This window comes from Ruegeria sp. CL3 (genome assembly GCF_056536505.1).
The window spans coordinates 92,149-118,240 of sequence record NZ_JBQFPT010000001.1; the positions used below are offsets into that span (position 1 = coordinate 92,149).

24 protein-coding genes are annotated in these 26,092 nt (G+C 60.1%); 10 read left to right on the forward strand and 14 right to left on the reverse strand.

Going from position 1 to position 26,092, the window contains the following annotated elements; all coding sequences use genetic code 11:
* Positions 1 to 7: 7 nt before the first annotated feature.
* The 3 genes from radA to ACR0NO_RS00525 form a co-directional block, all read right to left on the reverse strand.
* Positions 8 to 1,372 (reverse strand): DNA repair protein RadA, encoded by a 1,365-nt coding sequence (gene radA / locus ACR0NO_RS00515; protein WP_480722616.1) that lies wholly within the window; start codon positions 1,370 to 1,372, stop codon positions 8 to 10.
* A 120-nt stretch (positions 1,373 to 1,492) separates the two neighbouring features.
* Positions 1,493 to 2,275 carry a kinetochore Spc7 family protein gene (locus ACR0NO_RS00520; protein ID WP_480722617.1) on the reverse strand — a complete coding sequence of 261 codons (783 nt, stop codon included), beginning with the start codon at positions 2,273 to 2,275 and terminating at the stop codon, positions 1,493 to 1,495.
* A 155-nt stretch (positions 2,276 to 2,430) separates the two neighbouring features.
* On the reverse strand, positions 2,431 to 2,877 hold the full coding sequence (locus tag ACR0NO_RS00525; RefSeq protein WP_480722619.1) for a paraquat-inducible protein A: 447 nt from the start codon (positions 2,875 to 2,877) through the stop codon (positions 2,431 to 2,433).
* A 103-nt stretch (positions 2,878 to 2,980) separates the two neighbouring features.
* Between ACR0NO_RS00525 and ACR0NO_RS00530 the strand changes: the two genes are divergently transcribed.
* Positions 2,981 to 3,409, forward strand: a complete 429-nt coding sequence (locus ACR0NO_RS00530; protein ID WP_170486860.1) for an acyl-CoA thioesterase — start codon at positions 2,981 to 2,983, stop codon at positions 3,407 to 3,409.
* Here the strand turns inward: ACR0NO_RS00530 and ACR0NO_RS00535 are convergent.
* From ACR0NO_RS00535 to ACR0NO_RS00580, 10 genes are all read right to left on the reverse strand, one after another.
* The gene (locus tag ACR0NO_RS00535; protein WP_480722621.1) at positions 3,406 to 4,152 is read right to left on the reverse strand and encodes an ABC transporter ATP-binding protein; all 747 of its coding nucleotides are present in this window, start codon (positions 4,150 to 4,152) and stop codon (positions 3,406 to 3,408) included. The genes ACR0NO_RS00530 and ACR0NO_RS00535 overlap by 4 nt on opposite strands.
* A complete protein-coding gene (locus ACR0NO_RS00540) occupies positions 4,149 to 4,931 on the reverse strand; it encodes an MlaE family ABC transporter permease (RefSeq protein ID WP_170548344.1) in 783 nt (260 codons plus the stop codon). Before ACR0NO_RS00540 ends, ACR0NO_RS00535 begins: the two co-directional genes overlap by 4 nt.
* Complete coding sequence (alr, locus tag ACR0NO_RS00545; protein ID WP_170676189.1) at positions 4,928 to 5,962, reverse strand: alanine racemase; 1,035 nt, start codon at positions 5,960 to 5,962, stop codon at positions 4,928 to 4,930. The genes ACR0NO_RS00540 and alr overlap by 4 nt, the downstream gene beginning before the upstream one ends.
* Positions 5,963 to 6,188: 226 nt before the next feature.
* Complete coding sequence (locus ACR0NO_RS00550; protein WP_480722622.1) at positions 6,189 to 7,232, reverse strand: Hint domain-containing protein; 1,044 nt, start codon at positions 7,230 to 7,232, stop codon at positions 6,189 to 6,191.
* 106 nt (positions 7,233 to 7,338) lie between these two features.
* Positions 7,339 to 8,829, reverse strand: coding sequence for a replicative DNA helicase (locus ACR0NO_RS00555; RefSeq protein ID WP_170466628.1), 1,491 nt, complete (start codon positions 8,827 to 8,829; stop codon positions 7,339 to 7,341).
* 259 nt (positions 8,830 to 9,088) lie between these two features.
* Positions 9,089 to 9,766, reverse strand: coding sequence for an orotate phosphoribosyltransferase (locus tag ACR0NO_RS00560; protein ID WP_170458556.1), 678 nt, complete (start codon positions 9,764 to 9,766; stop codon positions 9,089 to 9,091).
* 141 nt (positions 9,767 to 9,907) lie between these two features.
* Positions 9,908 to 11,089: an ammonium transporter gene (locus ACR0NO_RS00565; protein WP_170659692.1), complete on the reverse strand. Its 1,182-nt coding sequence runs from the start codon at positions 11,087 to 11,089 to the stop codon at positions 9,908 to 9,910.
* Between the two features lie 198 nt (positions 11,090 to 11,287).
* Positions 11,288 to 11,764, reverse strand: coding sequence for a CinA family protein (locus ACR0NO_RS00570; RefSeq protein ID WP_480722623.1), 477 nt, complete (start codon positions 11,762 to 11,764; stop codon positions 11,288 to 11,290).
* Positions 11,761 to 12,258, reverse strand: a complete 498-nt coding sequence (locus tag ACR0NO_RS00575) for a phosphatidylglycerophosphatase A family protein (protein ID WP_480722624.1) — start codon at positions 12,256 to 12,258, stop codon at positions 11,761 to 11,763. Before ACR0NO_RS00575 ends, ACR0NO_RS00570 begins: the two co-directional genes overlap by 4 nt.
* The gene (locus tag ACR0NO_RS00580) at positions 12,255 to 13,385 is read right to left on the reverse strand and encodes a bifunctional 2-C-methyl-D-erythritol 4-phosphate cytidylyltransferase/2-C-methyl-D-erythritol 2,4-cyclodiphosphate synthase (protein WP_480722625.1); all 1,131 of its coding nucleotides are present in this window, start codon (positions 13,383 to 13,385) and stop codon (positions 12,255 to 12,257) included. The genes ACR0NO_RS00575 and ACR0NO_RS00580 overlap by 4 nt, the downstream gene beginning before the upstream one ends.
* A 182-nt stretch (positions 13,386 to 13,567) precedes the next feature.
* On the opposite strand from ACR0NO_RS00580, the gene dusB reads away from it, so the two are divergent.
* From dusB to ACR0NO_RS00615, 7 genes are all read left to right on the forward strand, one after another.
* Positions 13,568 to 14,551, forward strand: a complete 984-nt coding sequence (gene dusB, locus ACR0NO_RS00585) for a tRNA dihydrouridine synthase DusB (RefSeq protein WP_480722626.1) — start codon at positions 13,568 to 13,570, stop codon at positions 14,549 to 14,551.
* The gene (locus ACR0NO_RS00590; RefSeq protein WP_480523486.1) at positions 14,548 to 15,636 is read left to right on the forward strand and encodes a two-component system sensor histidine kinase NtrB; all 1,089 of its coding nucleotides are present in this window, start codon (positions 14,548 to 14,550) and stop codon (positions 15,634 to 15,636) included. Before dusB ends, ACR0NO_RS00590 begins: the two co-directional genes overlap by 4 nt.
* Positions 15,636 to 17,003, forward strand: a complete 1,368-nt coding sequence (locus ACR0NO_RS00595; RefSeq protein ID WP_170373863.1) for a response regulator — start codon at positions 15,636 to 15,638, stop codon at positions 17,001 to 17,003. The genes ACR0NO_RS00590 and ACR0NO_RS00595 overlap by 1 nt, the downstream gene beginning before the upstream one ends.
* Positions 17,004 to 17,102: 99 nt before the next feature.
* Positions 17,103 to 19,391: a sensor histidine kinase NtrY-like gene (locus ACR0NO_RS00600; RefSeq protein ID WP_480722628.1), complete on the forward strand. Its 2,289-nt coding sequence runs from the start codon at positions 17,103 to 17,105 to the stop codon at positions 19,389 to 19,391.
* A complete protein-coding gene (ntrX, locus tag ACR0NO_RS00605) occupies positions 19,388 to 20,797 on the forward strand; it encodes a nitrogen assimilation response regulator NtrX (RefSeq protein WP_170373861.1) in 1,410 nt (469 codons plus the stop codon). The genes ACR0NO_RS00600 and ntrX overlap by 4 nt, the downstream gene beginning before the upstream one ends.
* An 18-nt stretch (positions 20,798 to 20,815) precedes the next feature.
* Entirely contained in the window at positions 20,816 to 21,406 is a 591-nt protein-coding gene (locus ACR0NO_RS00610) for a helix-turn-helix domain-containing protein (RefSeq protein ID WP_480722629.1), read from the forward strand.
* A gap of 43 nt (positions 21,407 to 21,449) precedes the next feature.
* The gene (locus ACR0NO_RS00615; protein WP_170466656.1) at positions 21,450 to 22,610 is read left to right on the forward strand and encodes an MFS transporter; all 1,161 of its coding nucleotides are present in this window, start codon (positions 21,450 to 21,452) and stop codon (positions 22,608 to 22,610) included.
* Here ACR0NO_RS00615 and ACR0NO_RS00620 read toward each other — a convergent pair.
* A complete protein-coding gene (locus ACR0NO_RS00620) occupies positions 22,598 to 23,077 on the reverse strand; it encodes a hypothetical protein (protein WP_170466659.1) in 480 nt (159 codons plus the stop codon). The two genes, ACR0NO_RS00615 and ACR0NO_RS00620, sit on opposite strands and share 13 nt — an antisense overlap.
* 96 nt (positions 23,078 to 23,173) lie before the next feature.
* On the opposite strand from ACR0NO_RS00620, the gene trkA reads away from it, so the two are divergent.
* Positions 23,174 to 24,550 (forward strand): Trk system potassium transporter TrkA, encoded by a 1,377-nt coding sequence (gene trkA, locus ACR0NO_RS00625; RefSeq protein ID WP_170466662.1) that lies wholly within the window; start codon positions 23,174 to 23,176, stop codon positions 24,548 to 24,550.
* Positions 24,550 to 26,088, forward strand: coding sequence for a TrkH family potassium uptake protein (locus tag ACR0NO_RS00630; RefSeq protein WP_480722630.1), 1,539 nt, complete (start codon positions 24,550 to 24,552; stop codon positions 26,086 to 26,088). The genes trkA and ACR0NO_RS00630 overlap by 1 nt, the downstream gene beginning before the upstream one ends.
* The last annotated feature ends 4 nt before the right edge of the window (positions 26,089 to 26,092 follow it).

Consider the following 26,092-nt stretch of genomic DNA (forward strand, 5'->3'; position numbering starts at 1 on the left):
CGGGACTTTAACCTGCTCCGAAGGTTTCGCCAACAAACCCAACCAAATCAGAGGGTCGGGTGAGTGTCAGACCTGCCACAGTACCGGTTTTGCCGCCCGCCGGAGCGATTGCCGATGTGAAACCAAGTTTTTGTGCTTCTTTCAACCTGTTTTCGGTCTGAGGGGCCGGTCTAAGTGCCCCGGACAGCGAGATTTCTCCGAAAACGACCGTATCAGCGGGCAGGGCGCTGTCTTCGCGTGCACTTAGTAACGCTGCGGCAACAGCCAGATCGGCGGCGGGTTCACTGACCTTCAGCCCTCCAGCCACGTTCAGATAGACGTCGAGACCCGCGAAGGGGATGCCGCATCGGGCCTCAAGCACGGCAAGGATCATTGCCAGCCGCCCACTATCCCAGCCGACGACGGTACGGCGGGGTTGCGAATGCGGCGACGTGGCAACGAGTGCCTGCAATTCCACCAAGACGGGGCGGGTGCCTTCGATTCCGGCAAAGACGGCCGAGCCCGGGCTGGGCGTCCCTCGTTCCGAAAGGAACAGGGCCGACGGGTTAGTGACCTGCGCCAGCCCTTTGCCTGTCATCTCGAACACGCCGATTTCATCTGCAGGGCCGAAACGGTTTTTGACGGCACGCAGGATGCGAAACTGGTGGCCGCGTTCGCCCTCGAAATAGAGAACGGTGTCGACCATATGTTCGACGACGCGCGGGCCTGCGATTTGGCCCTCTTTGGTGACATGGCCGACCATCACGATCGAAACACCGTGTCGTTTCGCAAACGTGGTCAATTCATGTGCTGCGGCCCGGACTTGTGAAACCGAGCCGGGCGCACTGTCCACATTGTCGGCCCACATGGTCTGAATCGAGTCGATGATGGCGAGGCCGGGTTTTTCAGCCTCAAGCGTTGTCAGAATGTTTCGCAGGTTGGTCTCAGCCGCCAGTTGAACCGGCGCGTCCTCGAGCCCCAAACGGCGAGCACGCATACGGACCTGCGCGCTGGCTTCTTCGCCCGAGACATAGATCGTTTTGACGCCGGCGCGGGCGAACCGAGCGGCGGCTTGCAGCAGAAGGGTGGATTTGCCGATGCCGGGGTCTCCGCCCACCAGCAGGGCCGAGGCAGGGACGAGGCCGCCGCCCAGAACGCGGTCAAGCTCATCCACCCCGCTGAGCGTACGGGGTGGCGGGGTCTCCTCGGTCGACAAGTCCGTGAGTGCAATGGACTGGCCCCGCTTGCCGCCGAGGGATTTCTTTGCCGGGCCCGCCGACAGGGGCACGTCCTGAGTAATCGTGTTCCATTCGCCGCAGGCGTCGCACCGCCCGGACCATCTTGTATGTGTCGCACCGCAGGCCGAACAGGAGAAAGAAGTCGTCTTTGCCATGAGGCCTTTGGTGCCCGAGGATGGGCGGTTCTTCAAGCCCTTGCGGGCTTTCATCTCCGCCGGTGGCGCGCCGCGCCCTCAGGCCCTGCGGGCCATCGGGTGCGCCGGGCGCTGACGCGCTTATTCCGCGGCGCGAGGGGGCGACATTGCGACCACGCTGGAGGCGCTTGGGTCGCTGCCGTCAGGAGGTGTCTGCAATTGCGCCGAAAGCTCAGGTAGAAGTTCGAACAGTTCGTCCCGCAGGCGCGTCAGTTGGGATTTGGCGATGGATTCCTCGATCTCGATATCTCGCGTCCATTGGCTGAGTTCGTGCAGGATGGTCTGGGCGTCCTCGATCCGTTGCTGGAACAGTTCAACCTCTTCCTGCCGTTGCTTCAGGAATGTGCGGGCGCGTTCGACCCGGTCGTTGCCATAGGTTTCGGCCAGTTCGTGGCTGATCTGGCTCATCTGAGCAGCGGTTTCCAGGATCTCAGGTTCCAACGCCTGAAGGTCGGGGTGGTCGCGTAGAAAGGCCATACGCTCCTTGACCGCATCGAATTCCGAGGCCAGAGCGAAGACGCCGCTGCGATCTGCGGCATGGGCGACTTGGTAGGCCTCGACGATGTCCTGCATGTTCAGCGAAAACTTCCTGTGCGCGTTCTCGAGCGCCATCATCCGGGCGCTTGAAGGCAGGTAAAAACCCAGCATGAGAATCAGGCAGGTCAGGCCGATCTGAACAAAAATGCCAGCGTCGATCACGCCGGTCTGGCCGAATCCGGCCTGAAGGGAGAGCCAGGGCAAAACTCCTAGCGCCGAAAGTGAGGTTGCAACCACCGCGCCAAGAGCCGCGATGCAGATCATGAAAAAAGTCAGTCTTAAAAAGGCATTCTGAAATTGCAATGTAATGTTGTTGAGGGCGGGCATGGTCGTCCATCTCCTTCTCAAACCGATACAAATCGGGCCGAAGCGGAGGACATATCAAACACGCAAGGTGATCCTCTGCGGACCCGTACACACTAGAACTTTGCTGCTCGAAATATAAAGATGATACTTAGAAATGCGTTTTCAATCAACACGGTCTAAGCTTTTCGTGAAGTGGATGTCATCTCGGTAATATATCCCAGCGCGATCGAGGCCAGAATGCAGCCGGTAAACAGGTAGAGGCCCCACGCCGTCTCGATGGTCGCGTAAGAGATCCCCTTGGCCAGCGTGATGTAGAGCGCGATGAGGAAGATATCGGCCATGGCGAGCTTGCCCAGGATGTTCAGCGCGGGTTGGACGCGGGAATCCAGCAGGTCCCATTGGATCAGTGCGGTGCCGATGGTTTTGATGTAGGGGGCGAAGAGAGCGAAGACAGTGACGACCAGCGCGAGGAAGATGTCGGATTTCCAGAGGGATTGGAGGCCGGTGATGACGCTGATTTCGGAAAGTCCGAAGATCGGTAGCAGGCCCGCGCGCATCAGTGGGGCGAACCACGCGATCGGGTATAGGATCAGGAGGGAGAGGGTAGCGAGGCGGAGGGTCATTGGCTGTGCGTCTCGGCGAGATTTCTGATTTTGCGGCGATGTTTTGTTATGGTTAACTTAAACCGGTACTCGCCACTGAATTTTTTTTAGACGGGGAGGAACGATGTCGGGTTTTGTGGCCTACAAGTCAATTGTCGATCCATCGGACTGTGATTTTCTGGGGCATATGAATGTGTCCAAGTATTTTGCTGCATGCTCGGATTCCGTTTTTGCGTTGCAGGCAGAGCTGGGGCTTACGGCCGAAGACATGCGTTCGGGGCGAAAGCTATCCTTTGCGGTGGTCCATGCAGACAGCAATTTCCTTTCGGAATTGAGTGCTGGCGAAGCGATCCAGATGGAAAGCGAAATCCTGGAGGTAGGAACGAAATCCATGACCTTCAGCCACAAACTAATTCGAGTTGCGGACAGTAAAACGACATTTTCCACTGTTTTCAAATGCGTCTTGCTCAACCTGCAGACAAGGCGCGCAGAAGCTATTCCGCAGGACGTTATCGAACGTTCGACTAGGTGGATGGCAAAGAGCGAAGATTAACGCACCGCCTCAATCGGCCCTTCTGCACTCCCGCTGATGAATTGCTCCAGATATGGATCGCCCGAGGCATCCATCTGACCCACAGGTCCGGTCCACTGGATCACCCCGTCATGCAGCATCGCAACGTTGTCGGCAATCGCGCGGACGGAGGTCATGTCGTGGGTGATGGTCATGGCGGTTGCGCCCATCTCAGTCACGATCTCTCGGATCAGATCGTTGATGACGCCAGACATGATCGGGTCCAGCCCAGTTGTGGGTTCGTCGAAAAAGATGATCTCGGGCTCGGCAGCGATGGCACGGGCAAGGCCCACGCGTTTTTGCATCCCGCCCGACAGCTCGGACGGAAAGCGGTCGGCGACGTTGGATTTCAGGCCCACGCGGCGGAGTTTCTCGATGGCGATCTCGCGCGCCTCATCCGTGGGGCGTTTCAGCGAGCCGCGCAGTAGGCGGAAGGCGACGTTCTGCCAGACCGGCAACGAGTCAAACAGCGCGGCACCCTGAAACAACATGCCAAAGCGCGCCAGAAACGCGTCTCGGTCGCCCTTGCTGGCGTCCTTGCCATCGACATAGATCATACCGCTGTCGGGTTTGATTAGGCCGAGGATACATTTCAGCGCGACCGATTTGCCCGTGCCTGACCCTCCGATGATCACCATCGAGGTGCCCTTGGGGATATCAAGGTTCATGCCTTGCAGCACGTGGTTGTCATCAAAGGACTTTTTGACGTTCTCCATCCGGATCATAGCGAGAAGAACACTCCTGTCAGAACGAAGTTGGCGGCGAGGATCAGCACGGCTGCGGCCTCGACCGAGCCTTTGGTGGCGCGGCCCACGCCCTGGGCGCCTCGGCCCGAGTTCATGCCGTAGTAGCAGCCCATGATTGCCGCGATCAGGCCGAAGGCGGCGCCTTTGACCAGGGATGAGACGATGTCGCGGGTTTCAAGGAAGTTGACCGTGTTTTGCAGATAGGCGGCCGGGTTAAACCCGAGGTTTTGTGTCGCCACCGTATAGCCGCCCATGATGCCGATGATGTCTCCGATACCGACAAGGATCGGCACCGTGATCAGCGCCGCCAGCACGCGCGGGGCGGTGAGGTATTTCATCGGATGGGTCGACAAAGTGACCAGCGCGTCAATCTGCTCAGTCACTTTCATCGTGGCGATTTCGGCGGCGATGGAGGAGGTCACGCGGGCTGCGATCATCAGGCCGACCAGCACCGGGCCAAGCTCTCGTACCATGCCGATGGCAACGATCTGAGGGACCACGGCCTCGGCATTGAACCGTGCGCCGCCTGCGTAGATCTGCAGGGCCAATGCGCCGCCGGTAAAGATGGCGGTCAGGCCGACCACGGGCAGCGACAGCCAGCCGATATTCAGCAGCGCCATCGCGATCTCGCGCGGGTAGTAGGGAGGGCGCAGGATATGCGACAGTGAATCCAGCGCAAACAGGGTCACGCGCCCAAACGCGGCCAGCAGGGTCAGAACTGTGCGGCCCAACCCACCCAGCAGAGACAGCGGGTTCATTCCACGTACCCTCGTGAATAACGGCGGCCCATAGAGGTCAGGATTTCATAGCCGATTGTGCCTGCAGCCTCGGCCAGATCGTCAACGGTTTGATGTCCGTTGAGGATGCGTAGTTTCTCCGGCTCAAAGCCCAGATCGGTGACGTCGATGGTGATCAGGTCCATCGAGATGCGACCGACGACCGGGCAGGGTTGGTTTCCTGCGAAGGCGTCAATGCCACCGCCAATGGCACGGTGCAGGCCGTCTGCGTATCCTGCTGTGACGGTTGCGATCTTCGACGGGCGGCGTGCCGTCCAGCTGTTGCCATAGCCTACGGTTTCTCCGACCGCGACGTCACGCACCTGCACGACCGGCAGATCGACGGTGACGACGGGCTTGGCATCGGCAAAGGGCATCCCGCCATATAGGCCGATGCCCGGGCGGCAGAAGTCAAAGTGGAATTCAGGTCCCAGCAAAGTGCCTCCGGTCGCGGCCAGAGACCGTGGGGCCGTCATACCATCAGTCATCCCGCGAAACGCGGTCAGCTGCTGCTGGTTCATCGGGTGGTCCGGCTCGTCCGCGCAGGCCAGATGGGACATCACAACCGCCGGGTTCAACGCCTCGGCCTTGGGGCGCAACTCGGCCCAGTCGGCGGGCTCCAACCCCAGACGGTTCATGCCGGTGTCAAGCTGGATGCCGAACCCATGTTCAGGCAGAGCCTGTTGGTGGCGTTGGAATTGCTCGCCCGAGTTGATCAGGGGTGTCAGGTCGTGATCGCGCAGCAGCTCGGTATCCCCGTCCATATGACCTGAGAATACAGCGATCATCGGACCGGGCCCGACCGCCTCGCGAACGTCTGCGCCTTCTTCGGCGACGGCGACAAAGAACTTGCGGACACCTTCCTCGGCCAGAGACCAGGCGACAGGTTCGGCCCCAAGACCATAGGCGTCGGCCTTAACGACGGCGCCGGTTTCGACATCCGTTTTAGCATCGAGCGCCCGCCAGTTGCTGGCGAGCGCCTGAAGATTGATCGTCAAACGTGCGGTACTCATGGAGTTGTTCATGACACTGGAACGCGGCAGGTCAAGAGGGGATCGTACACAACCTGCCTGGAAAATCCGCAAGATAGGCGGCATACGGCCATCTGACGCAGGAATTTGGGCAGGTTTGAGGGGCTTTTGACTGGCAGTGATGCGCGTAACGGGATTGTGCAGCGATACAAGTCAAAGGTCCTTTGAACGGCGGATCGTTCAGAGTGACCCACGCGGGTGACCCGTCTTATCGCCGCTCGTCAAGCAGGGGCTTGTTGTTGTTAAGGTGCCGGGTCACCAATTTGCGTTGGCGTTTATTGCTTGGAATGTAGCGAGCAGGCTGTGGGGCGGCAAAGAGAGCCAGTTGCGGGAACAGCAGCATCAACTCTTCGCGTGAGGCGTCATCCATGGATTGCAGCGCCTGCGGGCCGGTAAACAGACTTTCGCTGGGCGCGTCTTCGGCAAACAGCACCATGTGGCGGTCGAACACAAGGTGGTGATAGGTCACCTGCGAGACACTGGTGTCGACGAAAACGCCGGGCATTCGGGTCAATTGAATAGCCGAGACCAAAACGGATTCGGTCCCGAACATGCGCTGCGCAATCGGAGATCGGATCAGCATCCGATGCTGGCGCGAGACCATAAGATCACGTTTCGGCAGCGATTGCCCAAGCGCGCCAGCGACGATGCGAACTGGAAACAACCGCGGGGTCTTTATCAACTCGGCCCGGCTAAGGCTGCGCGACAGGGTCAAACGCAGCGCCTCGGGCGGGCCATCTTCAGTCAGAACCTGATCTCCGGCGCGGAGTGCCTCAACGGGAACGTTGCCACGTGGCGTGCCGATCAGAGTGCCTGCCGTGAAACAGGGCGCGCCGGGGCTCGGGTTGGGGTTCTCGACGAAATTCACCCCGTCGGTCGAGGTAAGGGACGAGGTGTCATCTGTTCCGTTGCTGCCGATCTGGGTAGAGGTCTGCCCGCTGGCGGCGCCTTGTGTTGCAGTGACCTCATTGTCGAAGGACACAAAACTGAGCACAGCGCCATTGTCATCCAGCGACACCGCGCCCAGCCGGTTGATGCGGGCAGAGACCACGTAATAGTCGAAACCGCTGACCGTGTTCACCGGCGCAGTGTCGACATCCGTGGAGCTCCGGACGGAGCCATTGGCGTTGTAAACCTGCACCCTCAGGCCCGAGACATCCGTACCGGTCGGAACGCGGATTTCGATGAAATCGCCGTCCGGCGCAAAATTCGGCCCGTTTCTGTATCGTATTTCCGAGATGATTGCGGGCAATGACGTAGGCCTTGCTAAAATCCGGCAGTACGTGCCGTCATTCAGTACACACTAACACACGACGATTGGCATTCAAAATCGGCTGTTTGAATGTGAAAGGTGACTATTAGTACCCTTCGATCTCGCCGCCCTGTTGCCAGGGTTTGACAAGATTGCCAAAGCGGGTGAACTGCGCCTCGAACGACAGCTCGACCGTGCCGATGGGGCCGTGGCGCTGCTTGCCGACGATGACCTCGGCCTTGCCATGCAGGCGCTCCATGGCCTGCTTCCACTCTTCCATCTTTTCCAGCTCGTGATCGCCGGGCTTTTCGCGTTCCTTGTAGTATTCCTCGCGGAATACGAACATCACCACGTCGGCATCCTGCTCGATCGAGCCCGATTCCCGCAGGTCGGACAGTTGAGGGCGTTTGTCGTCGCGGCTTTCCACCTGACGGCTCAGCTGGGACAGGGCGATGACCGGGATGTTCAGCTCTTTGGCGATGGCCTTCATGCCCATCGAGATCTCGGCGATTTCGTTGACGCGGTTGTCGGACATGCCCCGGCACAGCTGCAAATAGTCGATCACCAGCAGGTCCAACCCATGCGTCCGCTTCAACCGCCGTGCGCGCGCCGCGAGCTGCGAGATCGGCAGGGCGGGCGTGTCGTCAATGAACAGCGGGCAGGCTTCCAGTTCCTTGGCGGCATCGACGAAACGGCGGAACTCGGCCTCGGTCATGTCACCTTGACGGATCTTGTGGCTGGAGATTTCCGAGGCTTCGGCCAGAACACGACCCGCCAGCTGTTCGGCGCTCATCTCAAGCGAGAAGAACCCAACTACACCACCATCAATCGCGCCTTCGCTGCCATCAGGTTTCAGCCCGCGCTTGTAAGCCTTGGCTACGTTGAACGCCACATTGGTCGCTAGCGAGGTTTTACCCATCGACGGACGACCCGCGAGAATGATCAGGTCCGATGGGTGCAACCCGCCCAACTGTTTGTCCAAGTCGGCCAGACCGGTGGAAATCCCCGCCATGCCGCCACCGCGCTGATACGCCTCGTTGGTGACGTTAACGGCTTCTGTGACCGCCTTGAGGAAGGATTGGAAACCCTGTTCGGTCTGGCCCTGCTCGGAAAGCTGGTAGAGTTGTTGCTCGGCCTCGACGATTTGCTCTTTCGGTTCGCTAGACACATCGACCCGTGCCGCCTTGTCCGAGATGTCGCGGCCGAGCCGGATCAGCTCGCGCCGGATCGCCAAATCATAGATCATCTGAGCGTAGTCATGCACCGCGAAGGCGCTGATCGAGGCCCCGGCGAGTTTGACCAGATAGGCGGGTCCGCCCAACTCCTTCAGGCCCTCGTCATCCGCCATGAAGGATTTCAGCGTCACGGGTGAAGCCAGCGCATTCTTGGCGATGCGCGTGGCTGCGACCTCGTAAATCCGCGAGTGAACCGGGTCGTAGAAATGCTCCGCCCCGATGATCGAAGCAACCCGGTCATAGAGGTCATTATTGGTTAGGATCGCGCCCAGAAGCTGCTGCTCGGCCTCAATTGAATGCGGCATGGTCTCGGCGTTTTGAATCTGCGCCGCTGCCTGCTCGATACTGCTGATCTCGTTCATCTTGTCCCCGCTGCCCGTTCCGAGGTTCTACACGCCAAGCCCCAGTTCAAGCTATCTGCAAATGAATGGGGGTAAGTTGGTATAACCGCCCCCGGCTTCGGGATAACTGCCCATCTGAATGGGGATAACTTCCGCCCAGTTTTGCACGGGACGAAAGCTATCGCAACATTTGGTGTGATGGGCGCGCAATTCGACTAGATAGGCGCGCTTTGGATCGATTCGAAAATCAACTATCCCCAGCTTACCCACAGGCCGAATTTTACGATTTGTTCGCGTCCTGCCACCCGCGCGGGTCGTTCAGGAAGGCTTCGACACCGCTAAGGGTCTCTTCGTCAAAGGCCTTTTGCGCCTTGGCCTCGGCCAGAACGTCCCACCAAGTGCACAGCGAATGCAGCTTCACGCCGTGATCGCCGAGGGTCTTCTCGGTCTCGGGGAAGATGCCGTAGTAGAAGATCACTGCCGTATGGCCGCAGGTCGCGCCCGTTTCACGGATCGCATCGACGAAGGACAGTTTCGAGCCGCCATCGGTGGTCAGGTCCTCGACCAGCAGCACGCGTTCCCCTTCGCTCATCGCGCCTTCGATACGGGCGTTGCGACCGTAACCTTTGGGCTTTTTGCGCACATAGGTCATCGGCAGGGCCATCCGCTCGGCGACCATGGCGGCAAAGGGGATGCCGGCCGTTTCGCCGCCCGCGATATTGTCAAACGCCTCGAACCCGGCCTCGCGCATCACCGTGACGGTCAGGAAGTCCATCAGGGTCGAGCGGATGCGTGGGTATGAGATCAGCTTTCGGCAATCGATATAGGTGGGGCTGGGCAGGCCGCTGGCCAGCGTGAACGGCTCACGCGAGTTGAAGTGAACGGCCTTGATCTCCAGCAGCATCCGCGCGGTCAGGCGGGCAATTTCAGAGCTGTCGGGAAATGAACTGGGGATCATGGCGCAAACCTCGGGGCTGAAAGAGTGTTGCGGGCTGATAGCCTGTCCATCGGCCCGGAGTCGAGAGGGCCGAACAAAGAAAAAGCGGACCCGCGACAGGTCCGCTTTTGCCCTTGCGGGCGATGGGCAACCAAGGTGGGCTTAGCTGCTCATGTCATAGGCGCGCTCGCCGTGTACCGACAGGTCGAGGCCGTTTGTCTCGGTCTCGGCGTCTACGCGAAGCGGGGTGATGGCTGCAACCACCTTGATCAGCACAAAGGTGACAACTGCCGTAAAGGCACCCACAATCACAAGGCCTCCAAGCTGCGCTGTCCATGTGCCCAGACCGAACAGCGCAATCATCAGGGTGCCAAAGATGCCTCCGACACCGTGCACGGCAAAGACGTCCAGCGTGTCGTCAATGTTCAGCTTGTTGCGGATGACAAAGACGGCCTCCTGACACAGTACACCTGCAACGGCCCCGATGATCAGCGCCTGCACCGGACCCACAAAGCCCGAGGCCGGAGTGATCGAGGCCAGACCCGCAATGGTGCCGGTGACCAGACCGACCATCGACGCTTTGCCAAAGCGGATCTTCTCCCACAGCGCCCAGGTCAGAGATGCGGTCGCGGCGGACAGATGTGTGACGGTCATGGCCATCGCGGCGCCGCCGTCAGCGGCCAGTTGCGAACCGCCGTTGAAGCCGAACCAGCCGACCCACAACATCGCGGCACCGATCATGACAAAGCCCGGATTGTGCGGAGGCGTCGTGCGGTTGCGGCGCGGGCCGAGGATCACGGCGATGATCAGCGCGGCCAGACCGGCGGTCTCGTGAACAACAATGCCGCCAGCAAAGTCGCGCACGCCGATCTCACCCAGAATGCCGCCATCGGACAACATCCCACCGCCCCAGATCCAGTGGACCACCGGCGCATAGCACAGCAGCATCCACAGGCCCGAGAAGGTGAGGACAAAGCCAAAGCCGACCCGCTCGACGTAGGCGCCGACGATTAGGGCGGGGGTGATGATCGCGAAGGTCATCTGGAAGGCAAAGAACAGGATTTCGGGCAGGGTGCCCGCCAGGCTTTCGGCATCGACCCCGTTCAGGAACGCTTTGCCCAATCCACCCCAGAACCCGCTTTCACCGGGCCCGAAGGCGATGGAATAACCCGCGACCAGCCAAAGGATGCTCATTAAACAGGCAATCGAGAAGCAGTGCATAAACACGCTGAGGACATTTCGGGCACGCACAAGCCCGCCATAGAACAGGGCAAGGCCCGGCAATGTCATGAACAGGACCAGTGCAGTTGCCACAATGATCCAGGCTGTATCGGCTCCGTTCATGGGCCGGTCTCCTTTTTTGCCGTTTGGGCGTCGGCCGGGCAAACCGCCACGGCCGACACCTCGTGAGTGGTGTGCGGCGGGTTGAAGCTGAGCTGGATCGGGGAAAAAAGAGGCAGAGGTGCAAAAAGACGCCTATTTTGACGGCTTTTTGTCAATTGACGCATAATTTTGCGTCATGGTGACGTCTTTGCTGTAAATTTAAGCGGTTTGCGAAAGACCGGAATAAAGCATTTTCAGTGCATGGTCCCGCGCGGCCTGACGAACTCTTTCGCGCCCCAGAGCGCCGAACTCGACAGTTTCGGTGCGCGTGGGTTGCCCTGCGGCAGCAAGGCCAAAGCACACCCGACCTTCGGGTTTGAATTCTGACCCTCCGGGGCCTGCGATGCCAGTGATCGACACGGCCAGTTGCGCGCGCGACTGCCTCAGTGCGCCATCGGCCATTTCTTGTGCGACCTGCTCGGAGACCGCGCCATGGGTGTCGAGTGTCTCGCCGCGCACGCCAAGCATCTGCTGCTTGGCCTCGTTGGTGTAGGTGACGAACCCCCGGTCCAACACGGCCGAACTTCCGGGGATGTCGGTCAAGGCCGCAGCCACCATGCCGCCCGTGCAGCTTTCAGCGGTCGCGATCATGATGCCTTGGGCTTTGGCGCGGTCCAAAAGCTCGGAGACGGTCATAGGCCCAACACTCCATGTGCGATCCCGGCCAGAACCATCACACCGATGGCCGCAAAGACCCCGGCGATCACATCATCCAGCATCACGCCCATCGCGTCTCCTTTGCGATCGGCCCAGCCGACCGGGCCGGGCTTGGTGATGTCGAACAGCCGGAACAGCAGGAAACCCGCGACCCAGCCGGGCCAGAGCGCGGTGATCTCGATCCCGTGTGCCCAGCTTGGATAGGAAATGGCCCAGAGCGCGATGAACTGGCCCGCGACCTCATCGATAACGATCTCGGACGGGTCGTGATCCTCTTGCCCGGCGGTCATCAACTTTGTGGCCCACAGCCCCGCGATGAACACGACGAGCGTCGCAAGCACGAGCAAGGGGAAGCCGCCCAAAACGTGCAGCACCCAGACCAGAGGCAGGGCCGCAAGTGATCCCCATGTGCCGGGGGCAGGGCGCAGATATCCGACGCCGCAGACGGTTCCTATCAGGCGCGCGAGGTTCATGCTTTCACCAGACAAGCAGTGGCGAGCGACGCGATGCCCTCGCTACGCCCGGTAAAGCCCAGACGCTCGGACGTGGTGGCCTTGACCGAGACCTGATCGGCACGCAAACCCATGATTTTGGACATTTCTTCTTTCATTTTCGGGGCATGAGGGCCGATCTTGGGGTATTCGCAGACCAGCGTACAATCGACGTTCGAGATGCGGTAGCCCATCGCCTCGGCCAACTCGACCGCATGGCGCAGGAAGATCTCGCTGGCTGCGCCTTTCCATTGCTGGTCCGAAGGGGGGAAGTGCTGGCCGATATCCCCTTGTGCTAGCGCGCCGTAAATCGCGTCGGTGACCGCGTGCATCCCGACATCCGCGTCGGAATGCCCTTGCAGCCCGCGTTCATGCGGGACCTTCACGCCGCAGAGGATCACGTGATCGCCATCGCCAAAACGATGCACGTCATAGCCGTTGCCCAGCCTCACATCCATATTCGTTCCCATTATCCGTTCCGCCCGTTCAAAATCCTCAGGGCGGGTGATTTTCAGATTGTCCGCATCGCCCGGCACAATGCAAACTTCAAGACCTGCGGTCCGTGCGACCTCAACATCATCGGCGGCGCCTCCGGGGTGCGCGGCATGCGCTTTGACGATGGAATCGTAGTCAAACCCCTGAGGGGTTTGCGCAGCAAACAGGTTGCTACGGTCCTGCGTTCCAGAAACCGAGCCATCATGCCCGATCCAAAGCGCGTCTGTAACAGGTAAACCGGGGGCTGCGGCCTGATGGGTATCCAGCGCGCTCAGGACGTTCTGAATGAGATGTACTGGGACACAGGGCCGTGCCACGTCATGGATCAGCACGTGGCTCACTTGGTGATTATCCAATGCCTGCAATCCGTTACGAACCGAACTTGCCCGATCCGCGCCACCTGTGGCTAGTATCAGGTCAGTGTCGCGAAACTCCTGCCAAGCCGGGGCGTCTTCGTCCGACAAGACCAAAACGATGTGGTCGACAAGGCCACGAAACCGGTCGATCGTCCAATCCGCCACGCGTCGACCGGCCAGCGCGCGCCATTGCTTGGGCGTGCCGCCTCCGGCGCGCAATCCGCGCCCTGCGGCAACGATTATGGCGGCTGTGGTCATGGTCGGGTTTCTCCGGAATGCTGCGCTTTGTTTAGGGGGCGGTGAATGCAGAGGCAATCACCCATGGTAATGTGACTAAAAAATAGGCAAGTGATGATTTTGCAGGCTTGCTGGTCGTCGTTTTGTTGTTCATATGCTCCGAATTCGATATCAAATCCGCAATTGCCCAAGGATTAAGCACGTTGACGCTGCACCTCGCCGACAAAACCGTATCTCCGCCTGTCTTGCTGGCCCCGATGGCTGGAATCACGGATCGCCCGTTCCGCGATTTGGTTATGCGTTTTGGCGCGGGCTTGGTGGTCAGCGAAATGGTCGCCAGTCAGGAAATGGTGCAGGCCAAACCCGGCGTGCGCGAGCGGGCCGAGCTGTCGGCAGATGTGGAGAACACAGCGGTTCAGCTGGCCGGGCGTGAGGCGCATTGGATGGCTGAAGCTGCCCGTCAGGTGGCAGATCGTGGCGCGCGCGTGATCGACATCAACATGGGCTGTCCTGCCAAAAAGGTGACCAACGGTTATTCCGGCTCGGCCTTGCTCAAGACACCGGATCACGCCCTGAGTTTGATCGAGGCCGTGGTTGAGGCTGTCGATGTCCCCGTGACGCTTAAAACGCGGCTTGGATGGGATGACGCGCTGCTGAACGCGCCCGACGTGGCGTGTCGGGCCGAGGAGGCGGGGATCCGGATGGTCACGATCCATGGACGGACGCGCTGTCAGTTTTACAAAGGCCGTGCCGATTGGCAGGCAATCCGAGCAGTGAAAGAGGCTGTCTCGATCCCCGTAATCGCCAATGGGGACATCGTGGATACGCACGCGGCCCGCACAGCGCTGAAGCAATCAGGCGCGGATGGTGTCATGGTTGGCCGAGGGGCGCAGGGCAAGCCGTGGCTGCTGGCGCAGATCTGCCATGAGGTCTATGGCACCGACGCGCCGGAGATCCCCGAAAGCGCGGATCTGATCGACATGGTGCGCGCGCATTATCAGGCGATGTTGGGCTTTTATGGTACCGACCTTGGCCTCCGCGTCGCTCGAAAACATCTGGGCTGGTACATGGATGAGGCCAGAACGCCCGCGCCTCTGCGTCGGGCGGTTCTGACCTCTCGCGATACGGATGATGTGCTGCGCCTGTTGGGCGATGCGCTGGAGTGTCAGCAGGGAGTGGCAGCATGACTTCGGATCAGAGCATCTGGAACTCGCTGCCGGTTCCGGCTTTCATTATCGACCAGGACGACCGGATTGCGGATGTGAATTCCTCGGGCGAGGGGTTCCTGAATGCCTCGCGTAAGTCGGTAATTGGCCACCCCGTCTGGGATCAGATCGCCGTTGATGCGCCGCTAGAGGAAGCCTTTGACCGCGCACGTGCTCAGGGAACGCCCTTGTTTGTCAACGATGTGGATGCGGGGTCGGGCAACCGCGCACCGCTACAATGCGCCTTGCAAATTGCGCCACTGGTTGGTCACCCCGGGTCGATGATCATGATCATATCCCCGCGCGAATTGGCGGGGCGCATGACTCGGGGAAATACGGTCAAATCCGCCGCGCAGTCCGCCATCGGAATGGCAGAAATGCTGGCGCATGAGATCAAGAACCCACTGGCGGGAATCACCGGCGCCGCGCAATTGCTAAGCATGAATATCGCGCCGCAAGATCTTGAACTCACAGATCTAATCGTTGCTGAAAGCCGTCGGATCGTAAAGCTGTTGGAGCAGGTCGAGCAGTTTGGAAACCTGCAACAACCTGACTTCAAGCCGGTCAACATCCACGATGTCCTGGACCGCGCCCGCCGCTCGGCCCTGTTGGGTTTCGGCGCAGATATGGCCATTGTCGAGGATTACGACCCTTCGCTGCCGTTGGCCTTTGGCGACCCGGATCAACTTCTGCAAGTCGTTCTGAACCTGTTGAAGAACGCCTCTGAGGCGGCGGGTCCGCAGGGCGGTACAATCCGCCTGCGCACTTATTTCGAACATTCCTTCCGCCTTCGTCGCAGCGATGGATCGGGGCACTCGCTGCCGCTGCAGATCGAGATCATTGATGACGGGCCGGGCCTGCCGGAAAAAATCCGCAGTGACATCTTTGACCCCTTTGTCTCGGGTAAGGAAAACGGGACAGGGCTGGGGCTGGCCTTGGTCAGCAAGATCATCTCGGACCATGACGGCTGGATTTCCGTTGATTCCGTGCCGGGGCGGACCGTTTTCAAACTGTCGCTGCGCCGTGCGCCGACTGAAAATAAAAAACCGAAAGAGGAGAGTATCTGATGGATGGCACCGTTCTGGTCGCGGATGACGACCGCACGATCCGCACCGTTCTGACACAGGCTCTGACGCGCGCTGGATGTAAGGTGCATGCCACGTCCTCGCTGACCACGCTGATGCGTTGGGTTGGCGAAGGCAAAGGGGACGTGGTGATCTCGGACGTGGTCATGCCGGACGGCAACGGTTTGGAAATGCTGCCAAAGATCGCCGAGGACCGTCCTGGCTTGCCGGTGATCGTGATCTCGGCTCAGAACACGATCATGACCGCGATCCAGGCGGCCGAGGCGGATGCTTACGATTACCTGCCCAAGCCGTTTGACCTGCCGGACCTGATGAAGCGGACGGCGCGTGCCTTGGAGCAGAAGCAACGCCTGCAGAGCGATCCCGAACCCCAAGAGAATGAGCGCCCGGATGAATTGCCTCTGGTAGGGCGCACGCCGGTGATGCAGTCGCTTTATCGTCTGGTGGCGCGGGTGATGAATACCGATCTGTCCGTTATGATTTCTGGTGAAAGTGGGACCGGTAAGTCGCTGATCGCGCGGGCTATTCACGATTTTTCGGACCGGCGGACCTTGCCGTTTGTGACGGCAACGGCGGCTGATCTGCGCGACCTCGAAGGCCCCGCACGCGTTATGGCGCGGGTGCGTGGCGGGACGCTGCTGATTGATGAGATCGCCGATATCGATGACGAGATTCAGGCGCGGATCGTGCGGATGATGGATACGCCAGGCGACCACGTGCCCCGCTTCATGGCGACCAGCCAATCGGATCTGACTGCCGGGATGGAGGGCGGGCGTATCCGTCAGGACCTCTACTACCGCCTCTGCGGCGCAACCATCCATGTCCCGGCCCTGCGGGAGCGGGTGGACGACATCACCCTGTTGGCCGAGCATTTTCTAGCCCGTGAGGAAAAGGACCTTGGGTCCAAACGCTGGCTCAGTGCCGATGCGGTTGAGCTGGTCCGGCGCTATTCCTGGCCGGGCAATGTGCGGCAGTTGGAGAACGCGATCCGCAGGCTCAGCCTGACCAGCCGGTCCGATGAGATCTCGAAAGCCGAGGTCGAGATGGTTCTGGGCAGCCAGCCCGAAGCCGAACCCGTTCTGGGCGGAGGAGAGCGTGAGAAACTGGCAACTTCGGTTGAGCGCCATCTGCGTCGTTATTTCGATTTGCACGGCAATATGCTACCGCCTCCGGGCCTGTATCAGCGCATATTGCGCGAGGTTGAGGCGCCGTTGATCGAAATAGCACTGGAAGCCACCGGCGGAAACCAGGCAAAATGCGCGGATTTACTTGGGATTAACCGAAATACGCTGCGGAAAAAGATCACGGACCTCGATATTCAGGTGACACGCCGTCGCAAACTGATGTAATATCGCCACACAAAGCGTGGCATTCGGGTATCGCCCGGGAATAGACCACGAGATATGGCGGTTCGCTGCGAAAGCAGCACATCAGGATGAGGGCAGACGGTGGCAACCCGGGCACAGAGCGGGATTCTCCCATCGGTTAACCGGTGGCGCAGATCCCGGAAACTGCGCAATTACAGCACCTTCGGGCTGGTTCTTCTGGGGCCAGTCTTGGCGCTTGCGACGTATCTTGTCATAGGTCCGTTCGATCTGGGTGCAACTGCCCCGACGTTGCGCCTGATTCTGCTGGCTGACCTCGTTTACGTGCTGGTCGTTGCGGCTCTGGTGATGAGCCAGTTGGGCAGTCTGATCGCAGCGCGGCGGGCCAAATCAGCGGGATCCCGCCTGCATTTGCGTTTGATTGGCGCGTTTACACTGCTGGCGCTGGTGCCGACGGTGACGGTCGCGATCTTCGCTGGGCTGACGGTGAATATCGGCCTTGAGGGCTGGTTCTCGGACCGGGTTCGGCAGGTTGTGGGATCGTCCCTCACCGCAGCCGAGGCGTATGAGCTTGAGCACCGGCAGGGCCTGACACAAGACGCCGCCGTTCTGGCGCTTTTCCTCGACAATGCGCGGGCGCGGGATTTCTACATCTCGGATGCCGAGCTGCGTGAGGTTCTGGCGCAGGGGCAGGCGCAGATCCAGCGGGGCCTGCGTGAGGCCTATGTGATTGACGGCGATGGTGAAATCCGGTCGCGAGGTGATCGCTCTTACCTGTTCAACTACGAAGCACCGACGCTCGAGCAGATGGCCGCAGCCACCGAAAGCGGCCTTCTGATCATCGCGGACTGGCAGAACAACGAATTCCGCGCGCTGGTACCGTTGCAGGCATATCTGGACAGATACCTCTACGTCAGTCGTGAGGTCGACGGCCAATTGCTGACGCTGCTGGATGACACCAAGGAAACAGCGCAGTTCTATCAACAGCTTGAAAGCGAACGCGGGCGGGTGCTGTTCGAGTTCGGTCTTCTTTATCTGGGCTTTGCGCTGATCCTGATTCTTGCTGCAATGTCGCTGGGAATGTGGTTTGCAGAACGCCTCTCGCGGCCCGTGGGGCGGCTGACCACAGCGGCGCAGAGAGTCGGTGCGGGCGACCTAAGCGTGCAGGTGATCGAAGAGGCCAGCGATGACGAAATTGCCATGCTGGGTCGCTACTTCAACCAGATGACACGGCAGTTGAAGGGCCAGCGGGATACGCTGCTCGAAAACACTCGCCAAATCGAAAGCCGCCGTCGCCTGTTCGACTCGGTGCTGAGTTCGGTGACCTCGGGCGTTGTGGGCGTGGATCCGGAAGGGTGTGTGACCTTCGTCAACCGGTCAGCCGAGCGGCTGTTGGATTGGTCCCGGGGCGAGGAGCATCTGGCCATCGGCATCGCGGTGCCTGAATTCCTGCCTCTGTTCGAAAGCCTGAAAGACAGCGGGCAAGAGGCCGTGCAAGGTGAGATCAAGGTCACGCGCAAAGGGCAGTTAGAGAACCTGCTGGTACGGATGGCCACGCGGCGGGGCGAAGACGGCGGGCTTGAGGGCTATGTCGTGGCCTTTGATGATGTCACCGATCTGGTCAGTGCACAGCGTATGGCCGCGTGGGGCGATGTGGCCCGGCGGATTGCACACGAGATCAAGAATCCTCTGACCCCGATTCAGCTGAGCGCAGAGCGGATCAAGCGGAAATTCTCGCGCAAGCTGGATGAAGAGGATTGCGATATCCTCGTCTCCATGACCGACGTGATCGTGCGTCAGACCAATGACTTGCGCCGGATCGTGGATGAGTTCTCGAAATTCGCGCGCATGCCCGAGCCTGAACGGAGCGAAGAAGATGTTGTTGCGCTGGTGCGCGAGGCGGTGCTGTTGCAGCAGGCTGGTCAACCCGAGGTGCAGATTGATGCGGATCTTCCGGACCAAGCAATCCCGGTGGACGTGGACGCGACCATGCTGAATCAGGCCTTCACCAACCTAATCAAGAATGCCGGGGAAGCCATTGAAACCCTAAAAGAAAAGGGCGCTCCTGAAAACCTGAAGCCGCAGATCAAGGTGGCGGTTTACAGTGACGATGCTGGGACGATCATCACTATTGCGGACAACGGGATCGGGCTGCCGGAAGACCGTGCGCGGTTGTTTGAGCCCTATGTGACCACACGCGACGAAGGGACCGGGCTGGGCCTGCCCATCGTCAAGAAAATCATCGAAGAACACGGCGGAGCGCTGACGCTAGAAGACGCGCCCACCTTTGACGGACAGGACCATTTCGGCGCAATGGCCGTGATCCGTTTACCGGGGGCGACCCTCCCATCCAATTCAGCGCCACAGAAGCAGGCGATTAAAACCAACATAATGAAAGCAGGCCAAAGATGAGCGACATTCTGATCGTAGATGACGAACGCGATATTCGCGAACTGGTGTCCGACATTCTGGAGGACGAAGGCTATTCAACCCGACTGGCGGCGAACTCAGATGAGTGCATGTCGTCTATTAATTCCGAACCGCCGGGGCTGTTGATCCTGGATATCTGGCTGAAAGACAGCCGCATGGACGGGATTGACATTCTGAAGGCGGTAAAGCGCGACAACCCGGATGTGCCGGTGGTGATTATTTCGGGTCACGGCAATATCGAAATCGCCGTCGCCGCAATCAAACAGGGCGCGTATGACTTTATCGAAAAGCCCTTCAATATCGACCAGTTGATGGTCGTGATCCGCCGCGCGATGGAGACCTCGCGCTTGCGTCGCGAGAATGCTTCGCTGAAACGCAAAGAGGTCAGCTGCTCGGATATGATCGGCAAATCGGCCTCGTTCCGGGCGATGCAAGGCCAGTTGGACAAGGTCACCAAGTCGAACGGCCGTGTGATGCTGAGCGGACCGGCGGGTTCGGGCAAGGAAATCGCGGCGCGCTATATCCACGCGCATTCCAACCGGGCCAATGCGCCCTTCGTGACGGTCAATTGCGCCGGAATCGAGCCGGAGCGGGTCGAAGAGGTTCTATTCGGACGCGAAAGCAGCGAACGCGGTGTGGAGCCGGGCCTGCTGGAAGAAGCGCATGGCGGCGTGATCTATTTCGACGAAGTAGCTGATATGCCCTTAGGGACCCAATCCAAGATTCTGCGGGTTCTGGTCGATCAGCAATTCCAGCGCGTTGGCGGCTCGGACAAGGTGCGGGTCGATCTGCGCGTGATTTCCTCGACCAATAAGAACCTCGATGATGAGATTGTGGCCGAGCGGTTCCGGGAGGAACTTTATCACCGTCTGAACGTTGTCCCGATTGACGTCCCTTCGCTGGAGGACCGTCGTGAGGATATCCCGGTTCTGGCGCAGCATTTCATCGAAATGTGCAATGAAACTCAGGGTTTGCCGGTTCGGGAGCTGTCCGAGGAAGCGGTTGCGCTGCTGCAGACCATGACATGGCCGGGCAATGTCCGTCAGTTGAAGAACCTGATCGAGCGTGTCCTGATCCTCGGCGATGGCACAGGCCCGATTGAGGCGCGCGAGCTGCCGAGCGATGAGGACAAGGCCGAGGATTCGGGTCGTGTGGTCCTGTCCGGTGCGCTGGCCACTCTGCCACTGCGGGAGGCGCGAGAGGCGTTTGAGCGGGAGTATCTGCTGACCCAGATCAACCGGTTTGGTGGCAATATCAGCCGCACTGCCAGCTTTGTCGGGATGGAGCGCAGCGCGCTGCACCGCAAGCTGAAATCGCTGGGTGTTGTGACCTCGAACAAATCGGGCGCGCGCGTTGCACAAATTGATGAGCCGGAACCGGCAGAGTAATCTGCCGGGAGGGTCACCATGGGTATTGGCGCGCCATCCACGGGCAAGCGGCTTGAGACCCGGGGCTATCCGGGCTTCGGCAAGCGCCTGAAACGGTTGCGCCGGTCCGTCGGGTATAAACAGGCCTATCTGGCCGAGCTGCTTGAGGTGGATCAGGCCACTATCTCACGATGGGAGAGAGGCGGGCAGACGCCGCCTCCGGACACGCAGCAAGCGGTCTTTGCCGCGCTTGGTCCAAAGCGATCCGATGACAGCGCATTGCGGCGCTTGGTGATGAATTCCTCCGATTGCCTTCATCTGGTCGAAGAAGCCAGCCACAAATGCCTTGCCTATTCCGCCAGTCGGGCAAGGGACTGGAAAACCAGTCAGAACGCGCTTTTGGGCGTGTCGCTCTGGCAGTTTGCGACCGAAGAAATCCAGAAGGCCGAGGCCGAGTTGGAGGCCGAAGGATGGTGGGATGTGTATACGCCCGCGCCTAAGGCATTCCAAACCTCCGAGGCGATTCACGACCGTATTCGGATCAGTGCCGGAGAAATCACATGGGAACGTCTCTACCTGTCTGACGGCACGCCGGTTCGTCTGGTCAGCGGGACGAAAGCAGGCGCATAATTTATGCGTTCCGTGGGCTGAGTAGGCGCTGTAAAAGTGCCCCATGATGCAAGCATTTCAGGTTCTTCTCCTCTGGCTGGCCGGTCTGGGCGCAGCCACGCAATTTGCCAAGATTGCCGTGCCGTTTCCCGAGCTTGTGCTGCTCTACCCCAATCATGCCGAGAGTATGGGCTGGCTGTTGTCGATCATCAGTCTTCTGGGAGCGGTTTTGGGTGCGGTGTCCGGTGCCGTCGTGGGGCGCGTCGGGGCGTTGAAACTGCTCATTGGCGGGTTGTGTCTGGGCGGCGCGCTGTCGATCTTTCAGGCGAGCCTTCCCGGGTTTTACACAATGCTGGCCACCCGGTTTGTCGAGGGGGTCTCGCACCTCGCCATCGTCGTCGCTGCGCCCACGCTGATCGCTCAGATCACGACCGGCAAGGCGCGCAATATCTCGATGGTGTTGTGGAGCACATTCTTCGGCGTGGCCTTCGCGTTGAACGCCTGGATCGGCCTGCCGGTCGTCGAGCATTTCGGCCTACCCTTTTTCTTCGCACTGCACGGCGGCCTGATGATCGCCATAGCGGGTCTGATCCTGCTTTGTGGAATAAAGGTTCAACCATCTCTGGGTGCTGCCCCTTGGCGTTGGGGCGAACTCTTTGACGTGCATCTGCGCACCTACCAGTCGCCCTTTGTGTCGGCCCCGGCCATAGGTTGGTTCTTCTACACTTTAACCTTCGTCTCGTTGCTGGCCATCCTGCCAGGTCGGCTGCCCGAGGGGCATACCGCGACGGTTGCGGGCCTGATGCCCTTGGCAGGCATTGTTCTGAGCTGGGTCGCAGTTCCAATCCTTTTGTCCCGAATGTCCTGCGTTGCGGTCGTCAATCTGGGATTTGCGCTTGGAATGTTTGCTATCACCGGGGTTTTTCTTGGCGTGCCGCTGGAACTCGTTTGTGTCTGTTTGTTTGCGGTGCTGGGGCTGGTGCAAGGGGGTAGCTTTGCCGCCGTGCCTATCCTGAACCAAACGCCCGAGACGCAGGCTCTCAGCTATGGCGCCATGGCGCAAATGGGCAATGCGGGGAACTTGTTGGGCACGCCTGTTCTGTTGGCCGTCCTTGGGCGGACGGGCGAGGCCGGTATGTTGATCACAGTGATCGGAATCTACGCGGCCGCGATCCTTGCGCATGTCTCATTGGCGCGAAAACGAGCGCTCCGTCAGCCGGCCTGACCGGGCGTGATGATCTGAAACGACCCGTCATCGAATTTGACGAAGCAGGATTCCGTATTCAGCGGAGGGAGGGTCGTTGTGCGGGTTGCCGGAACGCGGGATTTCACCCCGGATTTGCAGGGCGGCAGGCTGACAGGGCGAAACCCTTTCTGCGCCATGCACTGTGCTTCAACCGTGTTGCGTAGCGGTTGGTTGACGTCGACCGTGTATATGCGCCCAGGCTCCCACCAACCGCCACTGCGATAGCACCGTCCGCTCCCGTCGCAATAGGTGCGGCCTGGCCAATAGGTCGGCGGCCCCTGACGGACCTGGTTGGCAACCGGTGCCTGTTCAAGCGCCTGAACCTTACACTGAGTGGTTTGTTCCTGCATCTTCGAGACGCTTTCCCCCTCGCGATAGTATATGGAAAGCGGGCCGCAGGCGGTCAGCAGCATCACTGGAACAAGCAGGTGAACGAGTGTTTTCATATGCTTATTCTGCCCGAAAAGGTCGGGTATGACAATTCAATTGACCCTCTCAGGACCATCTGTCATTCAAAGATTTCAGGCAGAAGGGCCAGAAACATGAAGGTCATCATTTGCGGTGCGGGTCAGGTTGGCTGGCAGATCGCACGGCATCTATCGGGCGAGTTGAACGACGTCACGGTGGTGGACAACAACCCTGATCTTGTGCGCCGCGCGACGGAAACGCTGGACGTGCAGGGGATCGCGGGCTTTGCCAGCTATCCGGATGTGCTGGAACGGGCAGGGGCGCGCGATGCCGACATGATCATCGCCGCAACCCATTCGGACGAGGTGAATATGGTCACCTGCCAGATGGCCCATTCGGTTTTCGCCATCCAGCGCAAGATCGCGCGTTTGCGATCTCAATCCTACCTTCAGGCGATCCACTCAGACCTCTATCGCCGCGACCACCTGCCGATTGATGTGGTGATCAGCCCCGAGCGTGAGGTCGCGGCCGCCGCCATGCGTCGCCTGTCAGCCCCGTCCGCCTTTGACACCGAGATGTTCATGAATGGCAAGGCCCAGCTGTTGGGCATTCGGATCGACGAGGATTGCCCGATCGTGAACACGCCTCTGCGGCAATTGACCGATTTGTTCTCGACCCTCAGCTCCATCGTGGTCGGGGTCCGGCGCGAGGGCAGCCTTTTCGCACCGGAATCCGAAGATCAGCTGTTTGTGGGCGATGAATGTTATGTCTTCACCAGCGTGAAGGATGTCGACCGAACAATGGAGGTGTTCGGCAAAGCGCAAAAAAGGCAGGACCGTGTTGTGATCGTCGGCGGTGGCAATGTCGGGCTCGAAGTCGCGCGAACACTTGAAGAACGCGAAAGCCGCGTGCGGGCCAAGATAATTGAGCGAGACCGGGAATGCGCCGAAAAAGCCGCTGAAGCGCTGGAGAGGACCATTGTCCTGCATGGCGACGGGCTAGACTCGGCGTTGCTGAACGAGGCGGGCATTGACCGCGCTGATGCGATGCTGGCCGTCACAGATGATGACCGCACCAACATGCTGGCCGCCGTGCGCGCAAAGGCCGAAGGCTGTGCGCTAGCGATTGCCCTGATCAATGACCCCAGTATGGTCGCGTTGATGGGGCCTCTGGGCATTGACGCCTATATCAACCCACGAGCGACCACCGTCAGCTCGATCCTGCGCCATATCCGGCATGGGCGGGTGCGGCAGGTTTACTCCATCGGCGACGCCGAAGCCGAAGTGATTGAGGCAGAGGTGCTTTCGACTTCGCCCATGGCCGGGCAGAAACTGCGCGATATCGACTTCCCCGAGGGTGTTCTGGTTGGCGCTGTTCTCAAAGGCGACGAACTGTTGCGCCCAACGGGCAGTCTGCGGATTGACGAAAAGGACGTGCTGTCGATCTTTGCTATGGCCAAGGACGTCCCCGAGGTCGAACGGCTGCTGCAGGTTTCGATTGATTTCTTCTGATGGCGCGTGTGGTCACAGCTCGGATCGGGGTCTTGCGGCGCTTGCCGCTGTTTCTGCTGATCTGGGGGATTTCGGCGCTGTCTATGTGGGTGCCGGCGGGTTATGCGCTGGCGCTGGATGATCACGATACTTCGCGGTCTTTCCTCTATTCCGGGTTGCTTGGGTTGTTTCTGGTATCCGCAATTGCGCTGGCGGCCTCGAACCGGGTGCCGCGGCGGGGAACGCTGGGGCAGTTGGCGGTGCTACTGGGTTGCTTCACCGTTCTGCCGATCTTTCTGGCCATCCCGTTTCATGATGCGCTTGGCAATACCACCTTTTTGAACGCCTATTTCGACATGGTCAGTGCCCTGACCACGACCGGAGCAGATTTGTTTCCCGACCCTGGTCGCCTCAGTGCGCCGTTGCATCTATGGCGCGCACTGGTGGGTTGGATGGGCGGTCTGCTGATGTGGATCGCCGCCGCCGCGATCTTGGCGCCGCTGTCCTTGGGCGGGTTCGAGGTCACGGCGCGGGGCCAGCCTGGTCGGCCGGTATCGGGCGTGGCACAAAGCGAGCAGGTCGATCCGCGCGGCCGCTTGCTGCGCGTGACCCGCACCCTGACGCCGATCTATGCGGGACTGACCGCCGTGGTCTGCATCCTGCTGTTGATCGCGGGAGAGCAAGGCCTGACTGCGATTTGCCATGCGATGTCGGTGATGGCGACCTCGGGTATCTCTCCTGTTGGCGGGCTGGAGGGCGCGCAGGCGGGCATCACGGGGGAAATGATCCTGTTTCTGTTTTTGCTTTTCGCCCTGTCGCGGCTGACATTTTCAACCGATACGGCCGCAAGCGGCTTTGCCCGGCTGGACAAGGACCCCGAGTTCCGGATCGGGCTGTTCATCGTTCTGGCGGTCGCGGTGCTTCTGTTCTTCCGCGTTTGGGCAGGGGTCAATGAAATTGGAGGCCAGCTGCAGCCGTTGCAAGCCCTACACGTGATCTGGGGAATGCTGTTCACCGGCCTTGCGTTCCTGACCACAGCTGGGTTCGAGAGTGCGAATTGGAACGATGCCCAGCAGCTTTCGGGTCTGGGGACTCCAGGGTTGGTTCTGATGGGGCTGGCGCTGGTTGGTGGCGGTGTCGCGACTACGGCAGGTGGGGTCAAATTGCTGCGGGTCTTTGCGCTTTACCTCAACGGCGCGCGCGAGATTGACCGGCTGATCCACCCATCCTCGGTCAGTGGTACCGGCGGCGGCAACCGCCGCATTCAAAGCGACGGAGCCTTCATCGCGTGGATCTTCCTGATGATGTTCGCGCTGACCCTTGCCCTGTTTAACCTGCTGCTGGCCCTGATGGGGTCGGGGTTCGAACAGGCCATGGTGCTGAGTGTCGCCGCCCTCAGCACAACCGGGCCGCTGATCGAGCTTGCGACGGATGTCCCGATCCGCCTGGTTGACCTGTCGGGCGGGGCCAAACTGACGCTCTGCGCGGCGATGGTGATCGGTCGGCTTGAGACGCTGGCAATCATCGCGCTGATCACGCCGACCCTGTGGCGGGATTGAACCA